The organism is Pseudoalteromonas sp. P1-13-1a, assembly GCF_001401875.1.
Classification (GTDB): Bacteria; Pseudomonadota; Gammaproteobacteria; order Enterobacterales; family Alteromonadaceae; genus Pseudoalteromonas.
The window spans coordinates 23,423-49,390 of the sequence record NZ_LKDV01000023.1 but is presented as its reverse complement, the minus strand read 5'-3'; the positions used below and the strand labels follow the sequence as shown (position 1 = coordinate 49,390).

The 25,968-nt window shown below is 40.2% G+C and carries 22 protein-coding genes; 18 read left to right on the top strand and 4 right to left on the bottom strand.

From position 1 onward, the window contains the following. The first annotated feature begins 106 nt into the window (after positions 1-106). The 5 genes from AN391_RS14170 to AN391_RS14150 all read left to right on the top strand — a co-directional run bounded on the left by AN391_RS14170 (position 107) and on the right by AN391_RS14150 (position 6,745). Positions 107-637, top strand: a complete 531-nt coding sequence (locus AN391_RS14170) for a cell division protein ZapC (protein WP_055016001.1) — start codon at positions 107-109, stop codon at positions 635-637. Positions 638-726: 89 nt separating this feature from the next. Then, complete coding sequence (rlmKL, locus tag AN391_RS14165) at positions 727-2,844, top strand: bifunctional 23S rRNA (guanine(2069)-N(7))-methyltransferase RlmK/23S rRNA (guanine(2445)-N(2))-methyltransferase RlmL (protein ID WP_055016000.1); 2,118 nt, start codon at positions 727-729, stop codon at positions 2,842-2,844. Beyond that, positions 2,837-3,073, top strand: a complete 237-nt coding sequence (locus tag AN391_RS14160) for a glutaredoxin family protein (RefSeq protein WP_055015999.1) — start codon at positions 2,837-2,839, stop codon at positions 3,071-3,073. The genes rlmKL and AN391_RS14160 overlap by 8 nt, the downstream gene beginning before the upstream one ends. A 13-nt stretch (positions 3,074-3,086) precedes the next feature. Beyond that, positions 3,087-4,997, top strand: a complete 1,911-nt coding sequence (locus tag AN391_RS14155) for an ABC transporter ATP-binding protein (RefSeq protein ID WP_055015998.1) — start codon at positions 3,087-3,089, stop codon at positions 4,995-4,997. Between the two features lie 11 nt (positions 4,998-5,008). Beyond that, positions 5,009-6,745 (top strand): DUF3466 family protein, encoded by a 1,737-nt coding sequence (locus tag AN391_RS14150; protein ID WP_055015997.1) that lies wholly within the window; start codon positions 5,009-5,011, stop codon positions 6,743-6,745. A 57-nt stretch (positions 6,746-6,802) separates the two neighbouring features. Here the strand turns inward: AN391_RS14150 and AN391_RS14145 are convergent, their stop codons facing one another. After that, entirely contained in the window at positions 6,803-7,309 is a 507-nt protein-coding gene (locus AN391_RS14145) for a DUF2062 domain-containing protein (protein WP_055016018.1), read from the bottom strand. Here AN391_RS14145 and AN391_RS14140 point away from each other — a divergent pair. From AN391_RS14140 to tcdA, 7 genes are read left to right on the top strand one after another with little or no spacing between them, the layout of a single operon-like run. Beyond that, positions 7,289-9,553, top strand: a complete 2,265-nt coding sequence (locus AN391_RS14140; protein WP_055015996.1) for a DNA internalization-related competence protein ComEC/Rec2 — start codon at positions 7,289-7,291, stop codon at positions 9,551-9,553. The two genes, AN391_RS14145 and AN391_RS14140, sit on opposite strands and share 21 nt — an antisense overlap. A gap of 60 nt (positions 9,554-9,613) precedes the next feature. Continuing rightward, positions 9,614-11,359, top strand: a complete 1,746-nt coding sequence (gene msbA, locus AN391_RS14135; protein ID WP_055015995.1) for a lipid A export permease/ATP-binding protein MsbA — start codon at positions 9,614-9,616, stop codon at positions 11,357-11,359. Next, positions 11,356-12,336: a tetraacyldisaccharide 4'-kinase gene (gene lpxK, locus AN391_RS14130; protein ID WP_055015994.1), complete on the top strand. Its 981-nt coding sequence runs from the start codon at positions 11,356-11,358 to the stop codon at positions 12,334-12,336. The genes msbA and lpxK overlap by 4 nt, the downstream gene beginning before the upstream one ends. Further along, entirely contained in the window at positions 12,326-12,523 is a 198-nt protein-coding gene (locus AN391_RS14125) for a Trm112 family protein (RefSeq protein WP_055015993.1), read from the top strand. The genes lpxK and AN391_RS14125 overlap by 11 nt, the downstream gene beginning before the upstream one ends. Further along, positions 12,511-13,272, top strand: coding sequence for a 3-deoxy-manno-octulosonate cytidylyltransferase (gene kdsB / locus AN391_RS14120; RefSeq protein WP_055015992.1), 762 nt, complete (start codon positions 12,511-12,513; stop codon positions 13,270-13,272). Before AN391_RS14125 ends, kdsB begins: the two co-directional genes overlap by 13 nt. A gap of 2 nt (positions 13,273-13,274) precedes the next feature. Next, a complete protein-coding gene (locus AN391_RS14115; protein ID WP_055015991.1) occupies positions 13,275-13,946 on the top strand; it encodes a TIGR01621 family pseudouridine synthase in 672 nt (223 codons plus the stop codon). Continuing rightward, positions 13,947-14,750 (top strand): tRNA cyclic N6-threonylcarbamoyladenosine(37) synthase TcdA, encoded by an 804-nt coding sequence (gene tcdA / locus AN391_RS14110; RefSeq protein ID WP_055015990.1) that lies wholly within the window; start codon positions 13,947-13,949, stop codon positions 14,748-14,750. A 1-nt stretch (position 14,751) separates the two neighbouring features. Here tcdA and AN391_RS14105 read toward each other — a convergent pair whose 3' ends face one another. The 3 genes from AN391_RS14105 to AN391_RS14095 all read right to left on the bottom strand — a co-directional run bounded on the left by AN391_RS14105 (position 14,752) and on the right by AN391_RS14095 (position 17,805). Further along, positions 14,752-15,168, bottom strand: coding sequence for a SufE family protein (locus AN391_RS14105; protein WP_055015989.1), 417 nt, complete (start codon positions 15,166-15,168; stop codon positions 14,752-14,754). Between the two features lie 13 nt (positions 15,169-15,181). Beyond that, positions 15,182-16,408 (bottom strand): aminotransferase class V-fold PLP-dependent enzyme, encoded by a 1,227-nt coding sequence (locus AN391_RS14100; RefSeq protein ID WP_055015988.1) that lies wholly within the window; start codon positions 16,406-16,408, stop codon positions 15,182-15,184. Between the two features lie 110 nt (positions 16,409-16,518). Next, on the bottom strand, positions 16,519-17,805 hold the full coding sequence (locus AN391_RS14095) for a citrate synthase (protein ID WP_055015987.1): 1,287 nt from the start codon (positions 17,803-17,805) through the stop codon (positions 16,519-16,521). Between the two features lie 416 nt (positions 17,806-18,221). Here AN391_RS14095 and sdhC point away from each other — a divergent pair, with 416 nt between their 5' ends. The 6 genes from sdhC to odhB all read left to right on the top strand — a co-directional run bounded on the left by sdhC (position 18,222) and on the right by odhB (position 25,873). Further along, on the top strand, positions 18,222-18,599 hold the full coding sequence (gene sdhC, locus AN391_RS14090) for a succinate dehydrogenase, cytochrome b556 subunit (RefSeq protein WP_082429331.1): 378 nt from the start codon (positions 18,222-18,224) through the stop codon (positions 18,597-18,599). Next, the gene (gene sdhD, locus AN391_RS14085; RefSeq protein WP_055015985.1) at positions 18,590-18,937 is read left to right on the top strand and encodes a succinate dehydrogenase, hydrophobic membrane anchor protein; all 348 of its coding nucleotides are present in this window, start codon (positions 18,590-18,592) and stop codon (positions 18,935-18,937) included. Before sdhC ends, sdhD begins: the two co-directional genes overlap by 10 nt. Next, the gene (sdhA, locus tag AN391_RS14080) at positions 18,938-20,710 is read left to right on the top strand and encodes a succinate dehydrogenase flavoprotein subunit (protein WP_055015984.1); all 1,773 of its coding nucleotides are present in this window, start codon (positions 18,938-18,940) and stop codon (positions 20,708-20,710) included. A 10-nt stretch (positions 20,711-20,720) separates the two neighbouring features. Next, positions 20,721-21,437 carry a succinate dehydrogenase iron-sulfur subunit gene (locus AN391_RS14075; RefSeq protein ID WP_004586682.1) on the top strand — a complete coding sequence of 239 codons (717 nt, stop codon included), beginning with the start codon at positions 20,721-20,723 and terminating at the stop codon, positions 21,435-21,437. 89 nt (positions 21,438-21,526) lie between these two features. After that, positions 21,527-24,346 (top strand): 2-oxoglutarate dehydrogenase E1 component, encoded by a 2,820-nt coding sequence (gene sucA / locus AN391_RS14070; protein WP_055015983.1) that lies wholly within the window; start codon positions 21,527-21,529, stop codon positions 24,344-24,346. A gap of 3 nt (positions 24,347-24,349) precedes the next feature. Further along, positions 24,350-25,873: a 2-oxoglutarate dehydrogenase complex dihydrolipoyllysine-residue succinyltransferase gene (gene odhB / locus AN391_RS14065; protein ID WP_055015982.1), complete on the top strand. Its 1,524-nt coding sequence runs from the start codon at positions 24,350-24,352 to the stop codon at positions 25,871-25,873. The last annotated feature ends 95 nt before the right edge of the window (positions 25,874-25,968 follow it).

Genomic DNA, 25,968 nt, shown 5'->3' with positions numbered 1-25,968 from the left:
CGTTCAATAAATGTTCTAAACAAATGTTTTAAAAATGGTCAAAAGCCGTTATAATCTAATATTAATGTCTTAATTAAAAATAAATTTTTAAACAAGGAGGAGGCAAATGTTACAAGCAACAAAACAATGGCAGTGGATTGCATGTGCAAATAAAAACCGCTTACTACTTGATTTAAATGATGATATGCAATTATGCACACCGTATAAATTAAGACAGCTCACCGACTGTGTATTTGAAAACCCGCGTTTTAGCTTAGAAGATGCTGCTTTTTATGAGCAAGTATACAATTACTTAGATGGTTTTGAGCTGTATAAGCCTGCACAAATTTGCCAAATTGCGCTCAATGCCACTGCTGTAAAATTTCACTTAAAACCGGTACTGGCTAAAAGTTGGTTTTTTGAAGAGTACACTGGCACCCAGCCAAGTACAGAAGCCATCGTTAAACTTACCTCAAAAGCACAAACTGGTGAGTTTTTAATTGTTGAACATTGCCCTGATGCGTCAATTTGCCTAAACCTTAATGAAACATTCAAACTTGATGATAATTTGTCTCTTGAGCAATTTGAAGTTATCCGCGTTTTAAACAACCGCGTTCACCCTCTATTACTTGAGCAATACCAGAGTAAATCAGCTTAGCAAATTTATAAATCGAGCTGCGTTTATCAAGTGTTTGTCAGCCAACCTATGTTATAATCCTGCGCAATTAGCTATTAAGGGTTATTACTTTGCAATTTATCGCACTTACTTCTATCGGAATCGAAAATTTACTTGTTGATGAACTAACAGAACTAGGCGCTGCCGTGTCTAAACAAACTGTGGGTTCTGTTCGCTTTGAGGCAGATTCAACATTGGCGCAAAAGGTTTGTCTATCAACTCGTTATGCAACACGTGTGCTGATGCTTATTGAAGAAAAAGAAGGCGTTAATGATAAAGATAGCCTGTATAAATTTGCTCGATTTCAGCCATGGCAAGAATGGTTTGGACCAACACAAACATTTGCTGTTGATTTTACTGGTACCAACGACGCTTTAAAAAATACCCAGTTCTCAGGCTTGGTAATTAAAGATGCAATTGTTGACTATTTTAATGATTTATACGAACAGCGCCCAAATGTGGATAAGCAAGATGCCAACGTGCGTGTTGTTGCGCGTTTAAACCGTCATGGTGTTGCTCTGTATATTGATTACTCGGGTCCTCGTTTATCTGAGCGTGGTTATCGCCAAGGCCAAGGTAAAGCCCCAATTAAAGAGCATTTAGCGGCAGCGATTATTAAACGCAGTGGTTGGCTTGAAAATGTAAATCAACCTTTATTTGATCCATGTTGTGGTGCCGGCACTATTTTAATAGAAGCGGCGGGCATGGCTCGTAACGAAGCACCTGGTTTATTTAGAGAAGGGTTTGCGTTTGAGCGTCTACCCAGTTTTAGAGCGGCTAAATTTAAACAACTGCGTGAGGAATTAATTGCACAAATTACCGATCCTAAATTGTGGTTAATTGGCCATGATTACGATGCGCAAGTTCTTGATAAAGCCATTGCCAATGCTGAGCGAGCAGAGCTGGGTAATGTTATTAAGTTTAAGCAAAGTGATGCGACTAAGCTTACCTCTGTCGCTAAATTACCTGGCGTGGTAATTTCTAACTTACCGTACGGTGAGCGTATTGGTTCTATGGCCGAGCTGGTAAATTTACACCGAAGCATGGGAGTGGGTTTTAAAAAGCACTTTAATCATTGGAAGCTTGCGTTACTAGGCATGGATGAAAGCCTATTTAAGCTGTTAAAACTGGTTAAACAAAAGCGTTATAAATTTAAAAATGGCCCATTAGATGTAGAACTAAATTTATATCAGTTAGATGATAAACAAGTAAGCCTGACAAGTGACGACAAACCGGCGCTTAATTTTGAAGGCTCAATGTCGTTTGCTAATCGTCTAAAAAAGAATAAGCAGAGCCTCAAAAATTGGCTTAAACAAAACGAAGTACAAGCTTATCGCGTTTATGATGCTGATATTCCTGAGTACAACGTAGCGGTTGATATTTATGGCGACTCTGCTGTTATTTTTGAATACGCAGCGCCGAAAGAAATTGATGAAAAAACATCAGAAAAGCGTCTTCAAGATGTGATTAGCTTAACTGCACAGCAGCTAAACATTGCGCCTGAAAACATAGCCGTTAAAGTGCGTAAAAAACAAAAAGGGGAAGAGCAGTATACCCCAATGGCTAAACAAAACCGTACTATGGTGGTGGAAGAGTTTGGCGCTAAGTTTAAAGTAAACTTGTTTGATTACCTCGATACAGGGCTATTTTTAGACCATCGTTTAGCGCGTCGTTATATTCAGCAAAATGCAAAAGACAAACGCTTTTTAAACTTATTCGCCTACACAGGTACAGCCTCTGTGCACGCGGCACTCGGTGGTGCAAAAGCAATTACCACTGTTGATTTATCAAAAACCTACCTCAAGTGGGCCCAAGATAACTTTGCGTTAAATGATATTAGCAATACTCGTTACCGTTTTGAGCAGGCTGATTGTTTAAAATGGCTAGAATACGCTCAAGGCCAATACGATTTAATATTTTTAGATCCTCCAACGTTTTCTAATTCTAAACGAATGAAAGATGCGTTTGATGTGCAAACCGATCATATTAAATTACTTACTTGGGTTAAAAAAATCTTGAGCCCGTCGGGTACATTAATTTTTTCTAATAACAAACGTGGTTTTGTAATGGATGAAGTAGGTTTAATGGGCTTGGGGTTAAAAGCTGAAAATATTTCAGACAAAACGTTATCACCTGACTTCAAACGGAATAAAAAAATACACAACAGCTGGTTGATTACCCATGGCTAGTTTTGTTTTGTACCACACTGATGGCTGTCACTTATGTGAGCAAGCGGAGCAGGTTTTATTATCAGTTTTAGGTAATAAAAACACACTTCAATTAACCGATATTATGACTGATGAGCAATTATTAGCGCGTTTTCAGTTAAGTATTCCTGTATTTGAAAGCAAAACTGGCCAACTTTTGTATTGGCCGTTTGATGCACAAACAGTGCATGAATTTTTAGCGCAAGAATAAAAGAGCAGTATTTATGGATTTAATAAGAATACAAAAAGCGCAGTTAGCTTATGGCACCCACCCATTATTAGATAATGCCGATGCGGTTATTGAAAGTGGCGAGCGCGTCTGTATTGTAGGGCGAAACGGCGCAGGTAAATCAACACTTTTAAAAGTACTTGATGGCCAAGTAATTTTAGATGATGGCGAAATTAACCAATTAGGTGGCATTAAAATCTCTCGTTTAGAGCAAGATCCACCTAAAGGGGCAAACGGCTCAGTATTTGATTACGTAGCGCAAGGCATGCCTGATATAGCCAATTTATTAATTGATTATCATCATGTGAGCACGCAACTACAAACTGATTGTACCGACAAATTACTAAATAAACTTGAGCGATTATCTAACGAATTAGAAGCGTGTGACGGTTGGCGCTTTGATTCGCGAATTCAACTAGTATTAACGCGTTTAGAGCTTAGCCCAGATGCTAAGTTAGAATCACTATCGGGTGGGTGGTTGCGTAAAGTTGCTTTAGCTCGGGCATTAGTCAGCGAGCCTGATTTACTGTTGCTCGATGAGCCAACTAACCATTTAGATGTAGACAGCGTTAAATGGTTAGAGCAGTTTTTAAAAGAGTTTAAAGGCGGTATTGTATTTATATCCCATGACCGTGCGTTCATTCGTGCTGTTGCAACGCGTATTTTAGATTTAGACCGCGGTAAACTTATATCTTACCCTGGAGATTATGCAACCTACCTTGAACAAAAAGCGCACGACTTAAAAGTAGAAGAAACACAAAATGCGCTTTTTGATAAGCGTTTAGCTGAAGAAGAAGCATGGATCCGTCAAGGGGTTAAAGCGCGTCGTACACGCAACGAAGGCCGTGTACGTGAACTAAAACAGCTACGTGTTGAACGCAAAGCCCGTGTAGAGCAAGTAGGTAAAACTGATTTTAATATTGAAACGGCAGACAGATCAGGCAAGTTAGTATTTGAAGCAAAGCACTTGAATCATGCATTTAAAGATAAAGTGATTTCTGATGATTTCTCTACCCTTGTTATGCGGGGAGATCGCATTGGTTTAGTCGGCCCAAATGGTATTGGTAAAACAACACTACTCAAGCTGCTGTTTGGTGAGTTAGAAGCTGATAGTGGGCATGTTAAGCAAGGTGTGAACCTTGAATTTGCTTACTTTGACCAATACAGACAAAAGCTTGATGAAGAGGCTACTGTTCAAGATAACGTTGCCGAGGGTAAACAAGAGGTAATGATGGGCGGGCGCTCTCGTCATGTACTTGGTTACTTGCAAGACTTTTTATTTCCCCCGGCACGTGCGCGTACACCTGTAAAAGCACTCTCTGGTGGTGAAAAAAATAGGCTTTTACTCGCGAAATTATTTTTAAAACCATCCAATATTTTAGTACTCGATGAGCCAACCAATGATTTGGATATTGAAACATTAGAGTTACTCGAAGAAATTATTAATCAGTATCAAGGAACTGTGCTTATAGTAAGCCATGACCGTGAGTTTATTGATAATACATGTAGCAGTGTATGGGCGTTTGAAGGGGATGGTAAAATAACTGATATGGTGGGGGGGTATACCGATTACCAAGCTTATTTAAGTTATTTAGCCGAGCAAGAAAAACAGCATCAAGCACCAAAAAAAGACGTAAAACCTGCGCCTGTTTCTGTTAAAAAACCTGAAAACAAAAGTACTAAGCTTTCTTACAAATTAAAACTTGAATTAGAGCAGCTACCCAATAAAATGGAACAACTTGAAGCCGCTGTAGAAGCGCAGCAAGCTGTAGTGAGCGATCCTGACTTTTTCAAACAAGATAGTGACGTTACCACTAATGCATTGAACCATTTAGCAAAACTTGAGTCTGACCTTGAAGCCGCGTTTGAGCGCTGGGAAGAACTTGAAGAATTACAGAATCAGTAGTAAGGATTAAAATGAAATATAAATTACTCGCTGCCAGTATTTTAGCGACATTGAGTACATCTGCATTAAGTGCAACCTATGAGTTAACAGAACTAGGTACTCTTGACGGCGCTAAACATTCTTACGTAACTGACGTAAGCGAAAGCGGGCACATTATTGGTACTGCCAACGGATTGTATAATTTACCAATCGATATAAGCTATATCGACTTTACCGAAAGCGTGATTGAAAATGCATACGACAGTGAAGAGTACAATTTTGAATTAAGTGATAAAGAAATCACGTTTACACTTGATGATATAGAAAATAACGATGCTGTTTTTAATAACGCCGATGCACATTCATTTATGGTCAGCTTTTTAGCTGGCAGACCCACTGATTTTGAATACCAAAAACTAAGTGCGGTAGTGGGTATTAAATTTGACGATGGCAATGTTACTGAGCAAGTTTTATTTGACGAAGAGTCGGTTGATTACGATGGTTTAACACGTTCTATTAGTAACTTTTATAACGCGGTAAGCGAAGATGGCGTGAGTGTTGGCTGGAGTGCAGCACCATACGATAAAGTTTCATTTACCCCAGATGGTGAAGATGAAGAAGAAACATGGTTTACTCATGACTTTATAGAACGCGGTATTGTTATTTCTGAAGATGGCACGCAAAAGGTTGAGCTAGTTCCTGATTTTGACGATTACGGCGGTACTAGCCGCGCTAACGATATTATAAAAACAAACGACGGCTATACGGTAGTTGGCTATGTTTCTACAGGTATTCCTGAAGATCGTCTTGATAATATTGAAGATAACTGTGATAACGAAGACGAACCAACCTCTACATGTGTACAATTATTAAATTCGAGTGTTACTACAGGCGTATTTGATGAGCGTGCGGTAAAGTGGGAGCTTGATGAAGCATTTAATATCACTTCTACTGAAATACTGGGCTTGGCCTTAACACCAGAAGATGATGACGATTTTGCCTTTACAAGCACTGCGCTTGCACTTAATAACAATGGCACAATTGTAGGCTCGTCTAACGCTCGCTACTATAAAAACGACGACACGATTTTAACAATGCCTGTGTATTTTAAAAATGGTGACGTGTTTAATTTTATAGACCAAGAAGACGATTGGCTTTCGGGTAAAGCACTTGCAGTAAACGACAACGATATAATTGTTGGTTATGCTTCAAAGCGTATTGAAACCACACTTCGTGATCAGTTTTTCTATCATGATATAAGTACGGGCAATACCGTTTTCCCTACTGGTTACTTTAATAGCTCAAGTGCTTATGGCAATGACATTAATAACCAAGGATATGTTGTTGGTGAAGGCGAAGTGGGTACATCTGAAAACAGCCGCCGTAAAGAAGCGTTTATCTATAAAATTGGTGACGATAAAATTACCAACCTAAACGATTTGCTCCCTTGTTACGAAGCAGATGGTGAAACAGACTACGCCTACACGATGGCAGAAGCCAAGGTTATTAATGAAGATAATGAAATCTTTGGTGTAGCTACTAAAACCGTTGAAAAGCGCGATACCTTTGGTAATGTAGAAACCGATATTGAAGGTAATATTGAGTACGAGAGTGTCGCTGTTGCAGTAAAACTTACACCTATTGATGGCGAAGTAGAAGACTGTGCCGCTATTGAAAAAGAGCTTTATGAAAGAAGCTCTGCAAGCTTCCCGTGGTATACACTACTGTTGTTACCGCTTGTTGGCTTGCGAAGAGTATTTAGATTTTAGCTTAAGTCTGTTGATAAAAAACCAACTTATAAAAGTTGGTTTTTTTTCGTCTATAATTTACTGATTACGCGCAAGCCATGCTTTTCGCACAGAGCGGCGCCAAATAATATCAATACTAAAATAAGCAATAACAGAAGCGATAGAAGCGCAAACCAATGAGCCAATTAAAAATGCAGGGCCTATGGTAGAAAGACTTTCTAAAAACCATGCCCAACTGGCTTCAAATGCAAAATGCTGCTCTGGTTGGTTTAAAACGAGCGTACCTACAAGGTATGAGCCATAAAATATTGGCGGCATTGTTAGTGGATTGGTAAGCCATACTAATGCAACAGAAATAGGTAAGTTTACTCTAAAAACAATGGCTGCTGCGGCTGCTAAAACCATCTGAAAAGGAACAGGGATGAACGCAAAAAATAAACCTACTGCAAATGCGCCTCTTGCAGAGCGTCTGTTCAAATGCCATAGATTGGCGTCTTGTAATAGGCGGCCGAATATTCTAAGTGTTTTATGATGCCTAATTTTATTAGGATCAGGTAAAAATCGTTGAATCGTTTTCTTAGGCATTTCAAGCAACCATTTACTTCAGTGTGGATTAGTCTTGGATTTGTAATTGGCTGTATTTCAACCGTATTTTATTATCAAACCCTTGAGTTTACAGTCATCACAATATCTGTCCTTATTGCGAGCGCCTATTTTAAGCCGTTTTTAAATGTTTTGTTAGGGTTTATTTTAGCTATTTGCTGCATTGTTGTGCACTTTTACCTGTTTTATAGCTATAAGTTGCCAAATGTTGAAAATAACTACGCTTATCCAGCCACAATCTATGTCGATGAAGTCATCTCAGCAAAGCAACCCCAGTATATAAAAGCAACGTTATTAAAGCTTAATGGGGATGAAATACATAAATTTAAAGCGCCAAAAGCGATGTTAAGTGTCGATTCTGAGCAACTTATTAAGCACGGTGATACCTTTGATGCAGCAATAGCGTTGAAAGAATTTAGAACAATAAAAAATATCAACGTGTTTGATAACAACGTGCATGCATTTAAAAAACGCATACTATTCAAAGGGAAAGTACTGAATAAACAACTCAGTATTTTGCATGGGGCTTCTCCTTCAATAATTATTAAGTATAGAGAATTTTTAAAACGCACATTTCAAAAAACATCACTTAATTGGCTTTATTATGCGCTATTAAGTGGTGACAAGTCTCTTATGTCCTTTGAAAATAAGCAAACGATGCAAAGCTTAGGCTTGAGCCATTTATTAGCAATTTCAGGGTTACATATAGGGCTTATATTCAGCTGTTTTTATTTATTATGTAAGTACACAGTATACATTTTGAAAGTTAGAGTAGCACAGTCCATCAACTTAACATTTTTTTATAGTTTTACCGGTTGGTTAGCTGCATTTATTTATGTGTATTTAAGTGATTTTTTACTCTCAGCCACTCGCGCTTTTATAATGTTAACATGCGCTTGGGTGCTGTACTTTGTGGCTAAACAGCCATTAAGATGGCGAAGCATATTATATGCCCTAGTCGCGGTATTACTTATTAACCCCTTTAATGTTTTAAACCCCGGGTTATATTTTTCTTTTATTGCTGTTGCAATTATTTATCTAGTTATAAAACGACTTCCTAAAACGAAATATAATTGGCTTAGCGTACTATTGGCGCTGTGTATTATTCAGGTTGCTTTGTTTATTGCGCTTATGCCTATTACCCTTATTTATTTTAGTGGTGTGAGTATTGTAGGGCTTATTATTAACCTAGTAGCCATTCCATTATTGAGCGTAGTAATTATGCCATGTTTGCTGCTAATTACGATTATTAGCACGGTGGTAGATATAACGCCGGTTATAGTGTTGTTCGATAATATGCTGCGCATTTTACTTGATTATATGGATGCTATACCTTGGCAATACAGGTGGTTAGATATAGCGAAACCACGCACGCTGTATTTAATTGCGGCTTATATATTTATTTTAATAGCGTGGTTTAGCCCGTTTAAACGCTTGGCAATTATTCCCTTGTTCGTCGCATTGGTTGATTACATGTTTTTACCTAAACCGCTTTGGCAGTTACATGTGTTTGATGTGGGGCACGGGCTAATGACATTACTAGAAAAAGATAATCAAGCATTGGTTTATGACTTTGGACCTAGCTACTTCAACCGATTTAGCCGTACATACAGTGTGTTAATTCCGTATTTAAAAGCCCACAATTTAACTGTTAGTGATTCCATAATAAGCCATCAAGATAATGACCATGCAGGAGGGGCTGCTCATTTTATTAAAGCAGGGTTTGGTGATAGCTTTAAACGGTTTCATCCACATGGCATTACCACGCGATGTAACTCTTTGGACTATAACTTTAATGACTTGCATATCAGTAGTTTTTCGAGTGATAAATATGATAATGAAAACGATAACTCCTGTGTGTTATTAGTTAAATCGCCACAACTTACGATGCTATTAACAGGTGACATTTCTAAAGCGCGTGAGCTGAGTCTTATTAAAACTCATTCATTGCAAGCCGATGTGGTTTTAAGCCCTCATCACGGTAGTGATACGTCTTCTAGCATGGAATTTATCGACCATGTTAATCCGCACACCGTTATTCATTCAACAGCCTTTGAAGGACAGTGGCAATTTCCCAGTGAAAGTGTAGTTTCACGCTACAAAGCAATAAATGCTAAACAATATGTGACTGCACGTGATGGGCAAATTACTGTGAGTATATATAAAGATGGCTTTGAAGTGACAACGGCTCGCAAACACGAAAGTTATTGGTTTATAGAAGATTGACGTTTAGTTTTGGCTGTTTGAAGGATACAATAAGGGCTGAAATTGTATAACGAGAGTAATATGAGTCAAAGTACTACACAAATCTATAAGCGGTTGATTTCTTACGTCGGTGATTATAAAAGCGTTGCCTTCGTTGCTATTATTGGAATGATCGGCTACTCAGGTATGGATGCTTTATTTATTCAATTAATGAAACCTTTTATTGATGAAGGCTTAAATCAACGAAATAACGAAGTGTTAGCTTATGCTCCTTTTGTAGTTATTGCGTTAGTTATAGGGCGTGGCCTGTTTAATTTTATGTCTTCTTATTGCTTAAGCTATGTAGGCTCGCAAGTAGTACGCGCTTTACGCCAGCAGTTATTTGAACACATATTACATTTGCCTGTGTCGTTTCATGATAAAAACTCTACAGGTGATTTAATTTCAAAAATCACCTTTAACACAGAACAAGTTCAGCAAGCAATTACTAAAGCATTACTAATTGTAGTACGTGAAGGCGCTTTTGTGGTTTTTTTACTTGGCGTTATGTTTTATACCAGCTGGAAGCTTTCACTGATATTTTTAGTGATCATTCCTTTAGTGGCAATTATTGTTACGTTTGTATCTAAACGTTTTCGCCATATTTCGAAGAACATACAGTCGGCCATGGGCCAGGTTACCCGAAGCTCTGAGCAAATGTTAAGTGGCCATAAGGTTATACATGGGTTTGGTGGCCAACAACAGGAAATCGACCAGTTTTCAAAAATCAATAATCATAATCGCCAGCAACGTATAAAAATGGATGCCACTAAAGCGTTAAGCGTGTCGGTCATTCAAGTACTAGCGGCCAGTGCAATGGCTGTTATTTTATGGGTTGTTTCTATGCCTTCAATGATAGATACGATAAGCTCCGGCGATTTTGTTGTACTTATTTCATCTATGATGATGCTTTTACGTCCGCTTAAACAATTAGCAAACGTGAACAGTGATATGCAGCGTGGTATTTCTGCAGCGCAAAGTATTTTTTTAGTTTTAGATGAAGAAATAGAAAAAGATAAAGGTACTTACAGCGTAGATAAAGTGAAGGGTGAAATTGAGGTTAAAAATGTGACCTTTAAATACCCCACTAAAGATGAAGCTGTTTTAAATAACCTATCAATAAGTATAAAGGCCGGTGAAAGCATCGCGCTTGTAGGGCGTTCAGGCTCGGGTAAGTCAACTATTTCTAATTTATTACCACGTTATTATGACTTAGAAGCACCCAGTGAAATTTTACTCGACGGCGTTGCGCTTGATAAATATAAACTGGCAGATTTACGCCGCCAGTTTGCTTTGGTATCTCAGCAAGTGGTGTTATTTAATGACACAATTGCCAACAATATTTGTTATGGACTAACCCGTAAAATAACACCGCAGCAGTTAGAAGAGGTGGTCAAACAAGCCCACGTATGGGAATTTGTTAAAGATTTACCTGAACAGCTCAATACCATGGTTGGTGAAAACGGGGTGATGCTCTCTGGTGGTCAACGTCAACGTATCGCAATTGCGCGCGCTATATTAAAAGATGCGCCTATTTTAATTTTAGATGAAGCAACATCAGCACTAGACACCGAGTCAGAAAAGCTCATTCAGCACGCACTAGACACGTTAATGCAAGATAAAACGTCGATTGTTATTGCGCATCGTTTATCAACAATTGAAAACAGCGACAAAATATACGTTATCGACGGCGGTCGGGTGATTGAAAGTGGTGATCACCAAAGTTTACTTGCCAAAGACGGCACGTATTCTGCGCTTTGCAAAATGCAATTTGGTGAACACGGGTGAGTAAAATCGAGCAAAGCTGGTATAAACCATTTGGTTTTATAACACTACTTTTATTGCCGTTAGCTGCACTTTTTTGGTTAATTGCCAGTATTAGAAAAGGGTTTTATCAATGTGGTATTGCTAAATCTTTTAAAGCTAAATCTAAAGTGATTGTGGTGGGCAATATAAGTGTAGGTGGAAATGGCAAAACCCCATTTGTATTATGGCTGTACGAATACTTGTCAGAGCAAGGCCTAAAAGTGGGTATTATTAGCCGTGGCTACGGCGGTAAAGTAAAAAGCTACCCGCTGGTGGTAGAGCGCGGTGTAACAAGTGCGCAAGCCGGTGATGAGCCAATACTTTTATTTAATCGTTTAAAGTGTCCTCTAGTTGTTGGGCCGGATAGAGAAGCCAATATTACATTATTAGAGCAGCAATTTTGTGTGGATGTCATTATTTCTGATGATGGTATGCAACATTATAAAATGGCGCGCGATATAGAGTGTTGCATTGTTGATAGCCAAAGGCAGTTTGGCAATGGCTTTGTTATGCCCGCAGGACCATTACGTGAAACAAAACACAGATTAAATAGCGTTGATTTAGTGATTGAAAATGGTGGGGGCGCACCACATAGCTACGTTTTAAAAACGAGTGGGCTTAGGCACGTTGCTGACAATACTCCAGTGAACAAAACAATTGAACAAGGCCATGCGGTTAGTGCTATTGGTAACCCGAAGCGTTTTGAAAATACACTAGAAGATCAAAATATTCAGCTGCTTTCAACGCATCATTTTAGAGATCACTATGCTTATAGCTTGGCTGATTTTACTCAATTTAATGACGACAGCGTATTAATGACAGAAAAAGATGCGGTAAAATGTAGAGACTTTGCAAAAGATAATTGGTACTACCTACCTGTTAATGCAAAACCTACAGATGCTGTTATACATAAATTAGATTTATTATTAAAACAAAAAGGGATCCTCAATGGCCTTTGATACAAAATTACTTGAAATAATTGCTTGCCCTGTGTGTAAAGGAAAGCTTCGTTTTGATAAAGACAATGCAGAACTTATCAGCACCGCAGCCAAACTTGCATACCCTGTACGCGACGATATACCAGTACTTTTAGAAAATGAAGCACGTGAGCTATCTCAAGATGAGGTTGATAAGTGGAATTCGTAGTTGTAATACCTGCACGTTACGCGTCTACCCGTTTACCTGGCAAACCATTAGCCGACATTTGCGGTAAGCCTATGATTCAACATGTGTATGAAAAAGCGTGTTTGTCAGGTGCAAGTAAAGTGGTTATTGCAACCGATCATCAAAAAGTGTTTGATGCTGTTAAATCGTTCACAAATGATGTGCTCATGACGAGAGAAGATCATCAATCGGGTACTGAACGCTTGGCCGAGGTGGTTGACTTACTTAAGCTAGATGCTGAAACCGTGGTGGTAAATGTACAAGGTGATGAGCCATTACTTGCAAGCGAAAACGTATCTCAAGTTGCCACTTTACTTAATAATTCGAGCGCGCCAATGGCAACATTAAGTGTAGCCATTGAAGAACAAGATGAAGTATTTAATCCTAATGCAGTGAAAGTAGTTAGTGATATTAATAAAAATGCGTTGTACTTTTCACGTGCCAGTATTCCGTTTGACAGAAGCGCAATGTTAAATAACGACAGTGTGTTAGATATAACGCCTTTTCAACGTCATGTGGGTATATATGCTTATCGCGCGGGCTTCATTAAGCAGTATATTGAGCTAAGTGTATCGCCGCTTGAAGTACTTGAGTCGCTAGAGCAACTTAGGGTGTTATACCATGGTTACGCTATCAAAATTGAGCAGGCTAAAGTAACGCCACATGCTGGGGTTGATACGCCCGAGGATCTAGAAAAAGTGATTGCCTACCTAAAAGCTAAGCAAGCTTAATAATGGTAAAAAGAGAATTACCCATAGTGTTTAGCCACGCTGATTTTTACATATTTGAAAAACCAGCGGGGCTTAATTTTCACTCAGAAGGTGAAAAAGGGTTTGTGGTGTTAGCTGAGCAGCAAACGGGCGAAAAATTATTTGCTGTTCATCGCCTTGATAAAGTGACCTCTGGCCTTATTATTCTTAGTCGCAATAAAGAAGCCGCTGCTAAATTTACGTCTCTTTTTACTGAGCATGCAATAAACAAGTTTTATTTAGCAATAAGCAATACTAAACCTAAAAAAAAGCAAGGGTGGATAAAAGGTGATATGGCTAAGTCTCGTAGGGGCATGTTTAAGCTTTTACCGACCATGCAAAACCCAGCCATTACCCGCTTTTATTCTTTTAGTTATAAGCCGGGGTTTAGGGCGTATATATTAAAGCCATATTCGGGTAAAACTCACCAACTTAGAGTGGCATTAAAAAGTTTAGGGGCGCCAATTTTAGGCGATTCACTCTATAGCGGTAGCGCAGCTGAGAGAGCGTATCTTCATGCCTATGCGTTAAGTTTTGTATGGCATGGGGAGCAAATTAATTGCACTTTGCTGCCTGCTACGGGTGATGAGTACCAGCAATTAATTAATCAGCAAGAATTTCAAGCATGGCAATCGCCGTGGGAACTGGATTGGTAAATGAGCGAACAAGTAACAGATATTCGTTTTGGCGGAATTAAACGCCTATACGGTAACCAACAATTTGATTGGCTACAACAAGCCCATTTTTGTGTAGTGGGAATAGGCGGTGTAGGAAGTTGGACCGCCGAAGCTTTAGCACGTACAGGCGTGGGTAAGATCACTTTAATTGACTTAGATGATATTTGCGCGACGAACGTAAATAGGCAAATTCATGCGCTTAGCGGCAGTATTGGCCAAGCCAAAGTAGATGCAATGAAAAGTCGCTGCGAACTGATAAACCCAGAGTGTAAAGTAACTGTGATAGATGACTTTATTACTCTTGAAAATATTCGTGAGCATATTCAAGGTTTTGATTACGTTATTGACTGTATTGATGCAGTTAAGGAAAAAGCAGCGCTTATTGCTCATTGTAAGCGTAATAAAATGCCTATTATTACTACAGGCGGCGCGGGCGGGCAAACTGATCCTAGCCAAATAACATTTGGCGATGTGGCTAAAACCACGCAAGATCCGCTACTTGCTAAAGTGCGTTATATTTTACGCAAACAATATAATTTTAGTAACAACCCAAAACGCAAATTTAATATTGATTGTGTGTACTCAACTGAGCAACTAGTTTACCCAGGCAGTGATGGCAGTGTATGCCATGCTAAACAAAATGCCGATGGTACAATGAATATGGATTGTAATAACGGGTTTGGCTCGGTCACTATGATCACAGGAAGTTTTGGCTTTTTTGTAGCGGCTAAAGCGGTACGTAAATATTTAGATAAAAAACAGCGTTTACAACAAGCTCAATAGTTTAATTGAGCTTGTTTGCTGCCATGCTTTGAATTGCTTCTACCATGGCTTTTATTCCGTTCCCACGAGATGCACTAAGGTGTTTAATCAAGCCTAACTTTTCAAATTCGTCATACGCATTAATATTCACGACTTCTTCAGGTGTTAAGCCATTATAAAGCGCTAAAATTATCGCTAATAAGCCTTTTACAATGCGGGTGTCTGAATCGCCAATAACCACTAAACGATTCTCGCTATCGTCAAACTCCATAAACATCCACACTTTGCTCTCACACCCAGGAACAAGTGCGTCATCGGTTCTAAGTACATCCGCTAAAGCGGGAAGTGTTTTGCCCAAAAGCATTATTTCGCGATATTTTTGCTGCCAAGATTGCGCATGTTGTATAGGTTTAATTACGCTGTTAAACGTATTTGTCATGAGTTATCCTAAATTAGTCTAATAAATCAATCGATTCTTTCAAGGCATGGATGAAATTATCTACATCTTGATGAGTATTGTAAAATGCAAAGCTTGCTCTAACTGTGCCTTTTACCCCTAAATGATGCATTAATGGTTGCGTACAATGGTGACCGCTACGCACTGCAACGCCAAATCCGTCAAGCAAAGTTGCCAAATCGTAAGGGTGTTCAGCTTTATAATTGAAACTAAGGGTACCAATATTATTGTTTAGGTCACTATAGATAGTAACCCCATCAATTTTGCTTAGCTGTGTCGCTGCATAATTAAAAATTGTCCGCTCATATCGCTGTAATTGTTGTATGTTTAGGGCTGATAAATAATCAATTGCTGCACTAAAGCCAATTACTCCGGCTATGTTTGGGGTGCCAGTCTCAAATTTTGCAGGAGCGTCTCGATAGGTGCTTTTTTCAAGGGTAACGGTATCAATCATCTCACCACCCGTTTGGTACGGGGTAAGCGCATTGAGTAATTCATAGCGTCCATATAAGCCCCCAACACCCGTAGGGCCAAGCATTTTATGTGCTGAGAAAACATAAAAATCGCACCCGAGCTGTTTTAAATTAGGGCGTAAATGCATAGCTCCTTGTGCGCCATCGACAACAACTAACGTGCCGACTGCTTTCGCTGCAGCTATTAGTGGGGCTAAATTGGTAATATTACCTAATGTGTTAGAGGCCTGACTGATACACAGCACCTTTGCTTTAGTGTGAGTGATAAAGTCTATGCAACGCGCTATATTAAACGTCGCGTTTTGCTCTAGGGGGACTACAGATAGTGTTGCCCCCGTATTTTGCGTTAATACCTGCCAAGGAACGATATTAGCATGGTGCTCAAGTGGCGTAATTAATACCGTATCTTCGTGAGTAATTTGACTTTGTAGGCCATGAGCAAGTAAGTTTAGCGCCTCTGTTGCACCTTTTGTCCAGACTATTTCATTAGCCTTTACGTTAAAGTAATCTGCTATTTTTAATCTTGCTGCTTCATACTGCTCAGTAGCGCGCTCGCTTAAGGTGTGACGGCCTCTGTGAACGTTTGCGTTGCCTAAATTATAAAAACGAGTGGTTGCATCAATCACGCTTTGTGGCTTTTGCGACGTTGCGCCAGAGTCTAAATAAACTAAAGGGTTGCCATTAAGGGTTTGGTTTAAAGTAGGGAAGTCATTGCGAATTTTTGTTATATCAAACTCTTGAGAAGGCATGGCTATTCAACATCTATAAATTTAGGCAGGAATTGTAATCGGTTTCATAAAATTGACAAGCAAAGCGCACAAAAAAGGCCGCAAAAGCGGCCTTTTTTAACTAACTAAGTTTAGCGCTTGTCAGTTGATACGAAGTCACGTTGCGTGTAACCAGTATACATTTGACGAGGGCGGCTGATCTTATGACCAGGTTGAGATAGCATCTCATCCCAGTGAGTGATCCAACCAACTGTACGTGCCATAGCAAAAATTACAGTGAACATGCTTGTTGGAATACCAATCGCTTTTAAGATAATACCTGAGTAGAAATCAACGTTAGGGTAAAGTTTCTTCTCTACAAAGTATGGATCTTCAAGGGCAATTTGTTCAAGCTTCATAGCGATATCAAGAAGTGGATCTTGAATGTTAAGCTCTGCTAAAACTTCATGACATGTTTGACGCATTACCGTAGCGCGTGGGTCGAAGTTTTTGTAAACACGGTGGCCAAAGCCCATAAGACGGAACGGGTCAGACTTATCTTTTGCTTTTGCAACGTACTCATCAATACGATCAACAGAGCCAATTTCTTCTAACATGTTTAAACATGCTTCGTTAGCACCGCCGTGAGCAGGACCCCAAAGAGACGCGATACCAGCAGCAATACAAGCATATGGGTTAGCGCCTGAAGAACCCGCTAAACGTACTGTTGACGTTGAAGCGTTTTGCTCGTGATCAGCATGAAGCATGAAGATTTTATCCATTGCTTTGGCTGTAACAGGGTTAACTTTGTATTCTTCAGCCGGTACAGAGAACATCATGTGTAAGAAGTTTTCTGCATAGCTTAAGTCGTTACGTGGGTAAACAAACGGTTGACCAATGTTTGTTTTGTACGCCATAGCTGCAATAGTTGGTAATTTAGCAACAAGTTTAATCGCGCTTGTTTTACGTTGGCTTGCATCAGTAATATCAAGATCTTCGTGGTAAAAAGAAGATAATGCTCCTACTACACCACATAGCATGGCCATTGGGTGAGCATCGAAGCGGAAACCTTGGAAAAAGTTAGCAATTTTTTCATCAAGCATAGTGTTATGCGTGATTTCTTTTGCAAATGCATCGTATTGCGCCTGAGTTGGTAACTCACCGTTTAATAGTAAGTAACAAAGCTCGATGTAGTTAGAGTCTTCAGCTAATTGCTCAATTGGGTAACCACGGTGTAATAATACGCCTTTACCACCATCAATGTAGGTGATTGCAGATTCACAAGAGCCAGTCGACATGAAACCTGGGTCATAAGTAAAGTGACCATGTGAACCGAGCGTACGTACGTCGATTACATCTTGGCCAGCAGTGCCTTGATAAATTGGAAGTTCGATTGGATCTAGTCCATCAATATGGACTGTGGCTTTTTTATCTGCCATCTATGTATCTCCTATTAAGATATCTATTCTGATTTTTAGATTTTTAAAGTTCTGAAATCTTGTTTTAAGCACATCTTCGCATTTTAACGTGAAAGAGGGGGTTAAAGTCAATTTTTATAAACATTATGCACATATGTATAATAAATATTCGCCATCAATTAAATATTATACTATCGGCTAATTCGCAAACGTCTCTAACTAAACAAGAATTGTAAAACAACCTTTGGGTATATATACTATCGGAGGTTTTAAACCGCTTTGTATTTAGGTAAACATATTTTTACAGCGTAATTTTTGCAGATTTGTGAACTTTTGCTGTATTGACACGTTTACTTTGATAGTTCCACCAGAAATTTTGGTGGGTTTTAGAAAAACAAGTAGATGAGCTCCAATGTGAGCAAGATGGGCAAGTAACTGTGAAAAAGCAAAGACCTGTAAATCTAGATCTAACAACTATATCTATGCCGGCAACGGCTAAAGCATCAATTTTTCACCGCGTCACCGGTGTTGCATTATTTTTTGCTTTAACGTTTGTCATTTGGGCTTGGTCTGAGTCTCTTTCTTCAGCTGAAGGTTTTGAATTCGTCAAGGGTCTGTTTAGCGGATTCATTGCCAAATTCATAGCTTGGGGCACACTTTCTGTATTGGGTTATCACCTTATTGGTGGTATCCGTCACATCATTATGGATATGGGCCACTGGGAAGAACTTGAATCGGGTAACCTGAGCGCTAAAGTTGCAATGGCACTTGGCGTTGTATTTGCCGTACTGGCAGGGGTGTGGATATGGTCTTAAATCAAGCAACTCTTAAACGTGATGGTGTACAAGATTTCGTATCTTTACGTACCACGGCTCTAGTAATTACCGCATATGCGATTTTTATTATCGGCTATTTTTTAGCAATGCCAGAAGTCACTTTCGAAGCCTGGACAGGCCTATTCTCTAATCTTGCTATGAAGGGGTTTACGCTAATTACCCTAGTATGCATGATGGTTCATACCCGCATTGGCCTTTGGCAAGTTTTAACGGATTACGTTAAAAACGCTAAACTACGCGCTGTTTTAGGCTTTGTATTAAACCTGATGGCCGTTGCTTACGTAGCTATTGGTCTAATCGTTTTATGGGGTGTTTAAGTGAAATATTCTGTTCGTGAATTTGACGCCGTTGTAATTGGTGCAGGTGGTGCAGGTATGCGCGCCGCTCTTGCCATTACAGAATCAGGCAAAACGTGTGCGTTGATATCTAAAGTATTCCCAACACGCTCTCACACTGTATCTGCACAGGGTGGTATTACAGTAGCGCTAGGTAATTCGCACGAAGATAACTGGGAATGGCATATGTACGATACCGTTAAAGGTTCCGATTTTATCGGCGACCAAGACGCTATCGAATACATGTGTCAAACTGGCCCAGAAGCTATTACTGAATTAGAAAACATGGGTTTACCATTTTCGCGTTTTGAAAATGGCCGTGTTTACCAACGTCCTTTCGGTGGTCAATCGAAAAACTTTGGTGGTGAACAAGCTGCACGTACTGCAGCAGCAGCTGACCGTACTGGTCATGCTTTATTACACCTTCTATACCAACAAAACGTAAAAAACCAAACCAATGTATTCTCTGAATGGTATGCACTTGATTTAGTTAAAAACGATAACGGTGATGTAGTAGGTTGTACAGCAATTGAGATTGAAACAGGTGAAATCACTTTCTTCAAATCAAAAGCTGTTGTGCTTGCAACCGGCGGTGCTGGTCGTATTTTCGCATCGACAACGAATGCCCACATTAATACGGGTGATGGTGTTGGTATGGCAGCCCGCGCTGGCGTTGCTATGCAAGATATGGAAATGTGGCAATTCCACCCAACGGGTATAGCAGGTGCTGGTACACTTGTAACAGAAGGTTGTCGTGGCGAAGGGGGTTATCTTTTAAATAAAGATGGCGAACGCTTCATGGAACGTTATGCACCAAACGCAAAAGACTTAGCGTCTCGTGATGTAGTTGCACGTTCAATGATGACTGAAATCCGTGAAGGTCGTGGTTGTGATGGTCCATGGGGTCCACATATTAAGTTGAAACTTGACCACTTAGGTGAAGAGACACTTAATCTACGCCTACCAGGTGTTTGTGATCTTGCTAAAACATTCGCTCACGTTGACCCTGCTAAAGAGCCAATTCCGGTAATACCTACGTGTCATTACATGATGGGTGGTGTTCCAACTAACGTAAATGGTCAAGCGCTACAAATCGATGCCAATGGTAACGAAAAAGTAGTAGAAGGCTTGTTTGCAGTTGGTGAGATTGCCTGTGTATCTGTACATGGTGCAAACCGCCTAGGTGGTAACTCATTACTTGATTTAGTTGTATTTGGTCGTGCTGCTGGTAACTTCTTAGGTAAATACCTAAACGAAGTTGAAATTACTAAAGCGCCTTCTGCATCTGACATAGATGCTTCGCTTGCTCGCTTTAATCGTTGGGAAAATTCAACGGCTGGTCAAGGTGAAGACCCAGTACAAATCAAAAAAGACTTACAACAATGTATGCAGCTTAACTTCTCGGTATTCCGTGAAGGTGACTCTATGGCGACAGGTCTTAAAGAGCTTAAAGAGATTCGTGAACGTCTACAACATGCGCGTCTTGATGATAAATCATCTGACTTTAATACGCAGCGTATCGAATGTCTTGAACTAGATAACCTTATGGAAACAGCATACTCAACTGCAGTTGCTGCAAACTTCCGTACTGAAAGCCGTGGTGCACACTCTCGCTTTGACTACCCAGATCGTGATGACGAAAACTGGTTATGTCACTCAGTATTCAATCCTGTTACGGATGAAATGAGCAAGCGTGAAGTAAACTACGCGCCTAAGACGCGTGAAGCGTTCCCACCTAAAGCACGTACCTACTAGGAGCGAGACGATGGCACAAGTACAATTTTCAGTTTATCGTTACAATCCGGACGTTGATAACGCACCTCGAATGCAAGAATACACTTTGCAAACAGAGGAAGGTCAGGACATGATGGTATTGGACGCACTTTTATTATTAAAAGAGCAAGATCCTACTTTATCATTCCGTCGCTCATGTCGTGAAGGCGTGTGTGGTTCTGATGGTGTTAACATGAATGGTAAAAATGGTTTAGCATGTATTACACCATTATCTACGCTGCAAAAAGGTGGCAAAGGTACTATTGTAATTCGTCCTTTACCTGGCTTACCTGTGGTACGTGACCTTGTTATTGACATGAGTCAGTTCTACACTCAGTACGAAAAAGTTAAACCATACCTAATTAACGATCAGCCAGCGGCTGGTGAACGTCTTCAATCTATTGAAGAACGTGATAAATTAGATGGGCTTTACGAGTGTATTTTATGTGCATGTTGTTCTACATCGTGTCCTTCGTTCTGGTGGAATCCAGACAAGTTCATTGGTCCAGCAGGCCTTCTTCATGCTTACCGTTTCTTGGCTGATAGCCGCGATACGGCAACTGAAGAGCGTTTAGCAGACTTAGACGATGCGTTCAGTGTGTTCCGTTGCCACAGTATCATGAACTGTGTTAGCGTTTGTCCTAAGGGTCTTAACCCGACCAAAGCAATTGGACAAATCAAATCTATGTTATTAAACCGCGCGGTTTAATCACTTAGTAACGTAAGATGGCTAATATTTTTATTAGCCATCTTGTTATAACAACTATTAATTTCTGCGCTAAAGAAAAGGGCTTATAAATGCACGAAGGTGTGATGAAGGCATGGCTAGAATCTTCACATTTAAACGGCGGCAACGTTGCTTATGTAGAAGAGCTTTATGAAGCGTATTTAGATGATGCGACTTCTGTGCCAGAAGAATGGCGAGAAGTGTTCGAACAATTACCAAAAGTAGATGGTGTGGATGTTGAAGTAAAGCATTCAGAAGTTCGTTCACAGTTTGCGGCGCTTGCTAAAAACAAGCATAGAGAGGTAGTGGTAGCTGAGGGTAGTGGCGGTGATCTTAAACAGGTCAAAGTACTACAACTTATTAATGCTTTCCGCTTTCGAGGACACCAAAATGCTAACCTAGATCCGCTAGGCATTTGGCAACGAGAGCGTGTTCGAGATTTAGAGCTAGAGTACCACGACTTATCTAAAGCTGATTTTGACCGCGAATTTAATGTAGGATCGTTTGCCGTAGGCCGCGATACTATGCCTTTAGGTGAACTATACCAAGCACTAAAAACTACTTATTGTGGTTCTATCGGTGCTGAGTATATGCACATCACATCAACAGAAGAAAAGCGTTGGTTACAACAGCGTTTAGAGTCTGTTCAATCACGACCTACTTTTTCTAAAGAAGAAAAATTGCGTATCCTTAAAGGATTAACCGCAGCAGATGGTCTTGAAAAATATTTAGGTGCAAAGTTCCCTGGTGCTAAACGTTTCTCACTTGAAGGTGGTGATGCGTTAGTTCCTATGCTTAAAGAACTTATTCACCGTGCTGGCGAAAGCGGGCAAAAAGAAGCTGTTATTGGTATGGCTCACCGCGGGCGTCTAAACGTACTAGTTAACGTGTTAGGTAAAAACCCATCTGAGTTGTTTGATGAGTTTGCTGGCAAACACAACGATACGTTAGGCTCGGGTGATGTTAAATACCATATGGGTTATTCTTCTGACTTTGCGACCAAAGGTGGCAATGTTCACATGGCGCTTGCGTTCAACCCATCTCACCTAGAAATTGTTAATCCTGTGGTTATGGGTTCTGTAAGAGCTCGTTTAGACCGCTTAGGTGACAGCTCAGGTAGTAAAGCATTACCAATTACCATCCACGGTGACTCGGCAATTACAGGCCAAGGTGTTGTACAAGAAACATTTAACTTGTCACAAACAAACGCCTTCTCATGTGGTGGTAGTATCCGTATAGTTGTAAATAACCAAGTTGGTTTTACAACCTCAAAACAAGATGACGTACGTTCTACTGATTATTGTACTGACATTGCAAAAATGGTTCAGTCGCCAATCTTCCACGTTAATTCTGATGATCCTGAAGCCGTTGCATTTGTTACTCAACTTGCACTTGATTTCAGAAATCAGTTTAAACGTGACGTAGTAATCGATTTAGTATGTTACCGCCGCCACGGCCATAACGAAGCTGATGAGCCTAATGCTACACAGCCTCTTATGTATCAAAAAATTAAAAAACATGCGGTACCTCGCCTTATCTACGCTGATCAACTTATTTCTGAAGGTTCATTCACAGAGAATGAGGTGAAAGCTTTAGCCGATGAATATCGTAACGGCTTAGATGAAGGTAACTGTGTTGTTGAAGAAATCCAGCCAGAGACTTCACACTCATCTGATTGGGCTAAGTATGTAGGACACGAGTGGAATGTTGACTACGACGCAAGCGTACCGGTAGACAAGCTAAAAGCACTTGGCGAACAAGTTGCGCAGTTCCCTGAAGAATATAAAGCACAGTCTCGTGTTAAAAAGATTTACGATGACCGTAAGCTTATGGCCAGTGGCGAAAAACCACTAGATTGGGGTATGGCAGAAACACTTGCATATGCAACAATTGCCTCTGAAGGCACTGATATTCGTCTAACGGGTCAAGATTCAGGCCGTGGAACTTTCTTCCACCGCCATGCTGTAGTTCATAGTCAATCAGATGGTTCAACGTACTTACCTCTTCAGCACTTAAGTGAAGAACAAGGTACGTTTGAAGTATACGATTCAGTATTATCTGAAGAAGCCGTGCTTGCTTTTGAGTATGGTTATGCAACAGCTGAACCTACTTCATTAGTACTTTGGGAAGCCCAATTTGGTGACTTTGCTAATGGTGCACAGGTAGTATTTGACCAATTCTTAAGTTCTGGCGAACAAAAGTGGGGGCGTTTATGTGGTCTAACGTGTTTACTGCCGCATGGCTACGAGGGACAAGGTCCAGAGCATAGCTCTGCACGTTTAGAGCGTTTTTTACAACTATGTGCTGATCACAACATGCAAGTGTGTGTTCCTTCAACACCTGCACAAGTTTACGCTATGCTTCGTCGTCAATCTGTTCGACCACTTCGTCGACCACTGATTGTAATGACACCAAAATCATTACTTCGTCATCCACTTGCGGTATCTTCGCTTGAAGAACTTTCACAGGGTGTATTCCATAATATGATCGACGAAATCGATGATATTAATCCTGAGAAAGTAGAGCGCGTGGTATTTTGTAGTGGTAAGGTTTATTACGAACTATTACAAGAGCGTCGTAAGCTTGAGCAAGACAACATTGCTATTGTACGTGTGGAGCAACTTTACCCGTTCCCACATGCAGAAATGGACACGATTATGGAGCGTTACCAGCACGTTACTGATTTTGTTTGGTGTCAAGAAGAGCCACAAAACCAAGGTGCTTGGTACTGTTCGCAACATCACTTTATTGATGCAATCCCACAAGGTGCTAAATTAACTTACGCGGGACGTAAGGCATCAGCATCTCCAGCGTGTGGTTACATGTCAGTACATACTAAAGAACAACAAGCGCTCGTTGCAGACGCGCTTACTATACAAAAGAAAGGATAAGCAATGAGCACAGAAATTAAAGTTCCTGTTCTTCCTGAGTCGGTTGCAGATGCTACCGTTGCTACATGGCATGTAAGTGTAGGCGACAAAGTAAGCCGTGACCAAAACTTAGTAGACATTGAAACAGATAAAGTGGTTTTAGAAGTGGTTGCACAAAACGATGGTGTAATTACTGAAATATCACAAGAAGAAGGTGCAACGGTACTTGGTGACCAAGTTATCGGTTTACTTGGTGATGCTGATGCAGCACCAGCAAGTGACAGTGCTCCGGCAAAAGAAGAAGCCGCACCTGAAAAATCAGAAGACGCGCCTGCGGCGCAATCAGCTCCAGCATCAGAAGGTAAAGAAGTGGACATTAAAGTACCTGTACTTCCAGAATCAGTTGCAGACGCAACAATTGCTACATGGCATGTACAACCAGGTGAAGCGGTAACTCGCGACCAAAACTTGGTAGATATTGAAACTGATAAAGTTGTTCTTGAAGTAGTAGCTCAAGAAGACGGTATCATGGGCGAGCAACTAAACGCAGAAGGCGATACTGTACTTGGTGAACAAGTTATTGGTAACGTTAAAGCGGGCGGTGCTCCAGCTGCACCTGCAGCTAAAGCAGAAGAAGCGCCGGCTGCAAGTGAGTCTAACGATAGCTCAGATGTGTTAACGCCTTCTGTACGTCGTTTAATTGCTGAAAAAGGTCTTGATGCGTCTAAAATTAAAGGCACAGGTAAAAATGGCCGCGTAACGAAAGAAGACGTTGATACTTTCTTGAAAGCGCCTGCTCCAGCGGCTAAGAAAGAAGATACTTCAGCACCAGCTGCACCTATGGGTGACCGTACACAAAAACGTGTACCAATGACGCGCTTACGTAAAACCATTGCTAATCGTTTATTAGAAGCGAAAAACTCAACAGCAATGTTAACTACGTTTAACGAAGTAAACATGAAACCTATTATGGACCTTCGTAAGCAGTACCAAGAAGTATTTGAAAAGCGTCACGGTATTCGTTTAGGCTTTATGTCTTTCTATGTGAAAGCAGTAACTGAAGCACTTAAACGCTTCCCTGAAGTAAATGCATCAATTGATGGCGATGATATTGTTTATCACAATTACTTTGATATCAGCATCGCTGTATCTACGCCACGTGGTTTGGTTACACCAGTACTTAAAGATTGTGACAAGCTGTCTGTTGCAGAAATCGAAAAAGGTATTCGTGAATTAGCCCTTAAAGGCCGTGACGGTAAACTAACACTTGACGATATGACAGGTGGTAACTTTACCATTACTAACGGTGGTGTATTTGGCTCGTTACTTTCTACGCCTATTATCAACTTACCACAGTCATCAATTTTGGGTATGCACAAAATCCAAGAGCGTCCTATGGCTGTAAATGGTAAAGTTGAAATTCTTCCAATGATGTATTTGGCACTATCTTACGATCACCGCCAAATCGATGGTAAAGAATCAGTTGGTTTCCTAGTGACTATTAAAGAGTTACTTGAAGATCCAACTCGCTTATTACTGGATGTTTAATCGAGTAGTATGAAATATAAGCTGTGAATGACAATTCACAGCTTTTTTTTTGCGCCTTTGGTCTTACTGGGGTTTTCATGTTAAGCCTTGGGATC

Bases quoted from the DNA above. Each gene is read 5' to 3' on its own strand.
- AN391_RS14125 (WP_055015993.1), top strand. From the start codon at position 12,326: ATGGCCTTTGATACAAAATTACTTGAAATAATTGCTTGCCCTGTGTGT.
- AN391_RS14170 (WP_055016001.1), top strand. From the start codon at position 107: ATGTTACAAGCAACAAAACAATGGCAGTGGATTGCATGTGCAAATAAA.
- tcdA (WP_055015990.1), top strand. From the start codon at position 13,947: ATGAGCGAACAAGTAACAGATATTCGTTTTGGCGGAATTAAACGCCTA.
- AN391_RS14150 (WP_055015997.1), top strand. From the start codon at position 5,009: ATGAAATATAAATTACTCGCTGCCAGTATTTTAGCGACATTGAGTACA.
- sdhD (WP_055015985.1), top strand. From the start codon at position 18,590: ATGGTCTTAAATCAAGCAACTCTTAAACGTGATGGTGTACAAGATTTC.
- odhB (WP_055015982.1), top strand. From the start codon at position 24,350: ATGAGCACAGAAATTAAAGTTCCTGTTCTTCCTGAGTCGGTTGCAGAT.
- AN391_RS14105 (WP_055015989.1), bottom strand. From the start codon at position 15,168: ATGACAAATACGTTTAACAGCGTAATTAAACCTATACAACATGCGCAA.
- sucA (WP_055015983.1), top strand. From the start codon at position 21,527: ATGCACGAAGGTGTGATGAAGGCATGGCTAGAATCTTCACATTTAAAC.
- AN391_RS14100 (WP_055015988.1), bottom strand. From the start codon at position 16,408: ATGCCTTCTCAAGAGTTTGATATAACAAAAATTCGCAATGACTTCCCT.
- AN391_RS14155 (WP_055015998.1), top strand. From the start codon at position 3,087: ATGGATTTAATAAGAATACAAAAAGCGCAGTTAGCTTATGGCACCCAC.
- AN391_RS14160 (WP_055015999.1), top strand. From the start codon at position 2,837: ATGGCTAGTTTTGTTTTGTACCACACTGATGGCTGTCACTTATGTGAG.
- AN391_RS14115 (WP_055015991.1), top strand. From the start codon at position 13,275: ATGGTAAAAAGAGAATTACCCATAGTGTTTAGCCACGCTGATTTTTAC.
- AN391_RS14145 (WP_055016018.1), bottom strand. From the start codon at position 7,309: ATGCCTAAGAAAACGATTCAACGATTTTTACCTGATCCTAATAAAATT.
- msbA (WP_055015995.1), top strand. From the start codon at position 9,614: ATGAGTCAAAGTACTACACAAATCTATAAGCGGTTGATTTCTTACGTC.
- AN391_RS14095 (WP_055015987.1), bottom strand. From the start codon at position 17,805: ATGGCAGATAAAAAAGCCACAGTCCATATTGATGGACTAGATCCAATC.
- AN391_RS14075 (WP_004586682.1), top strand. From the start codon at position 20,721: ATGGCACAAGTACAATTTTCAGTTTATCGTTACAATCCGGACGTTGAT.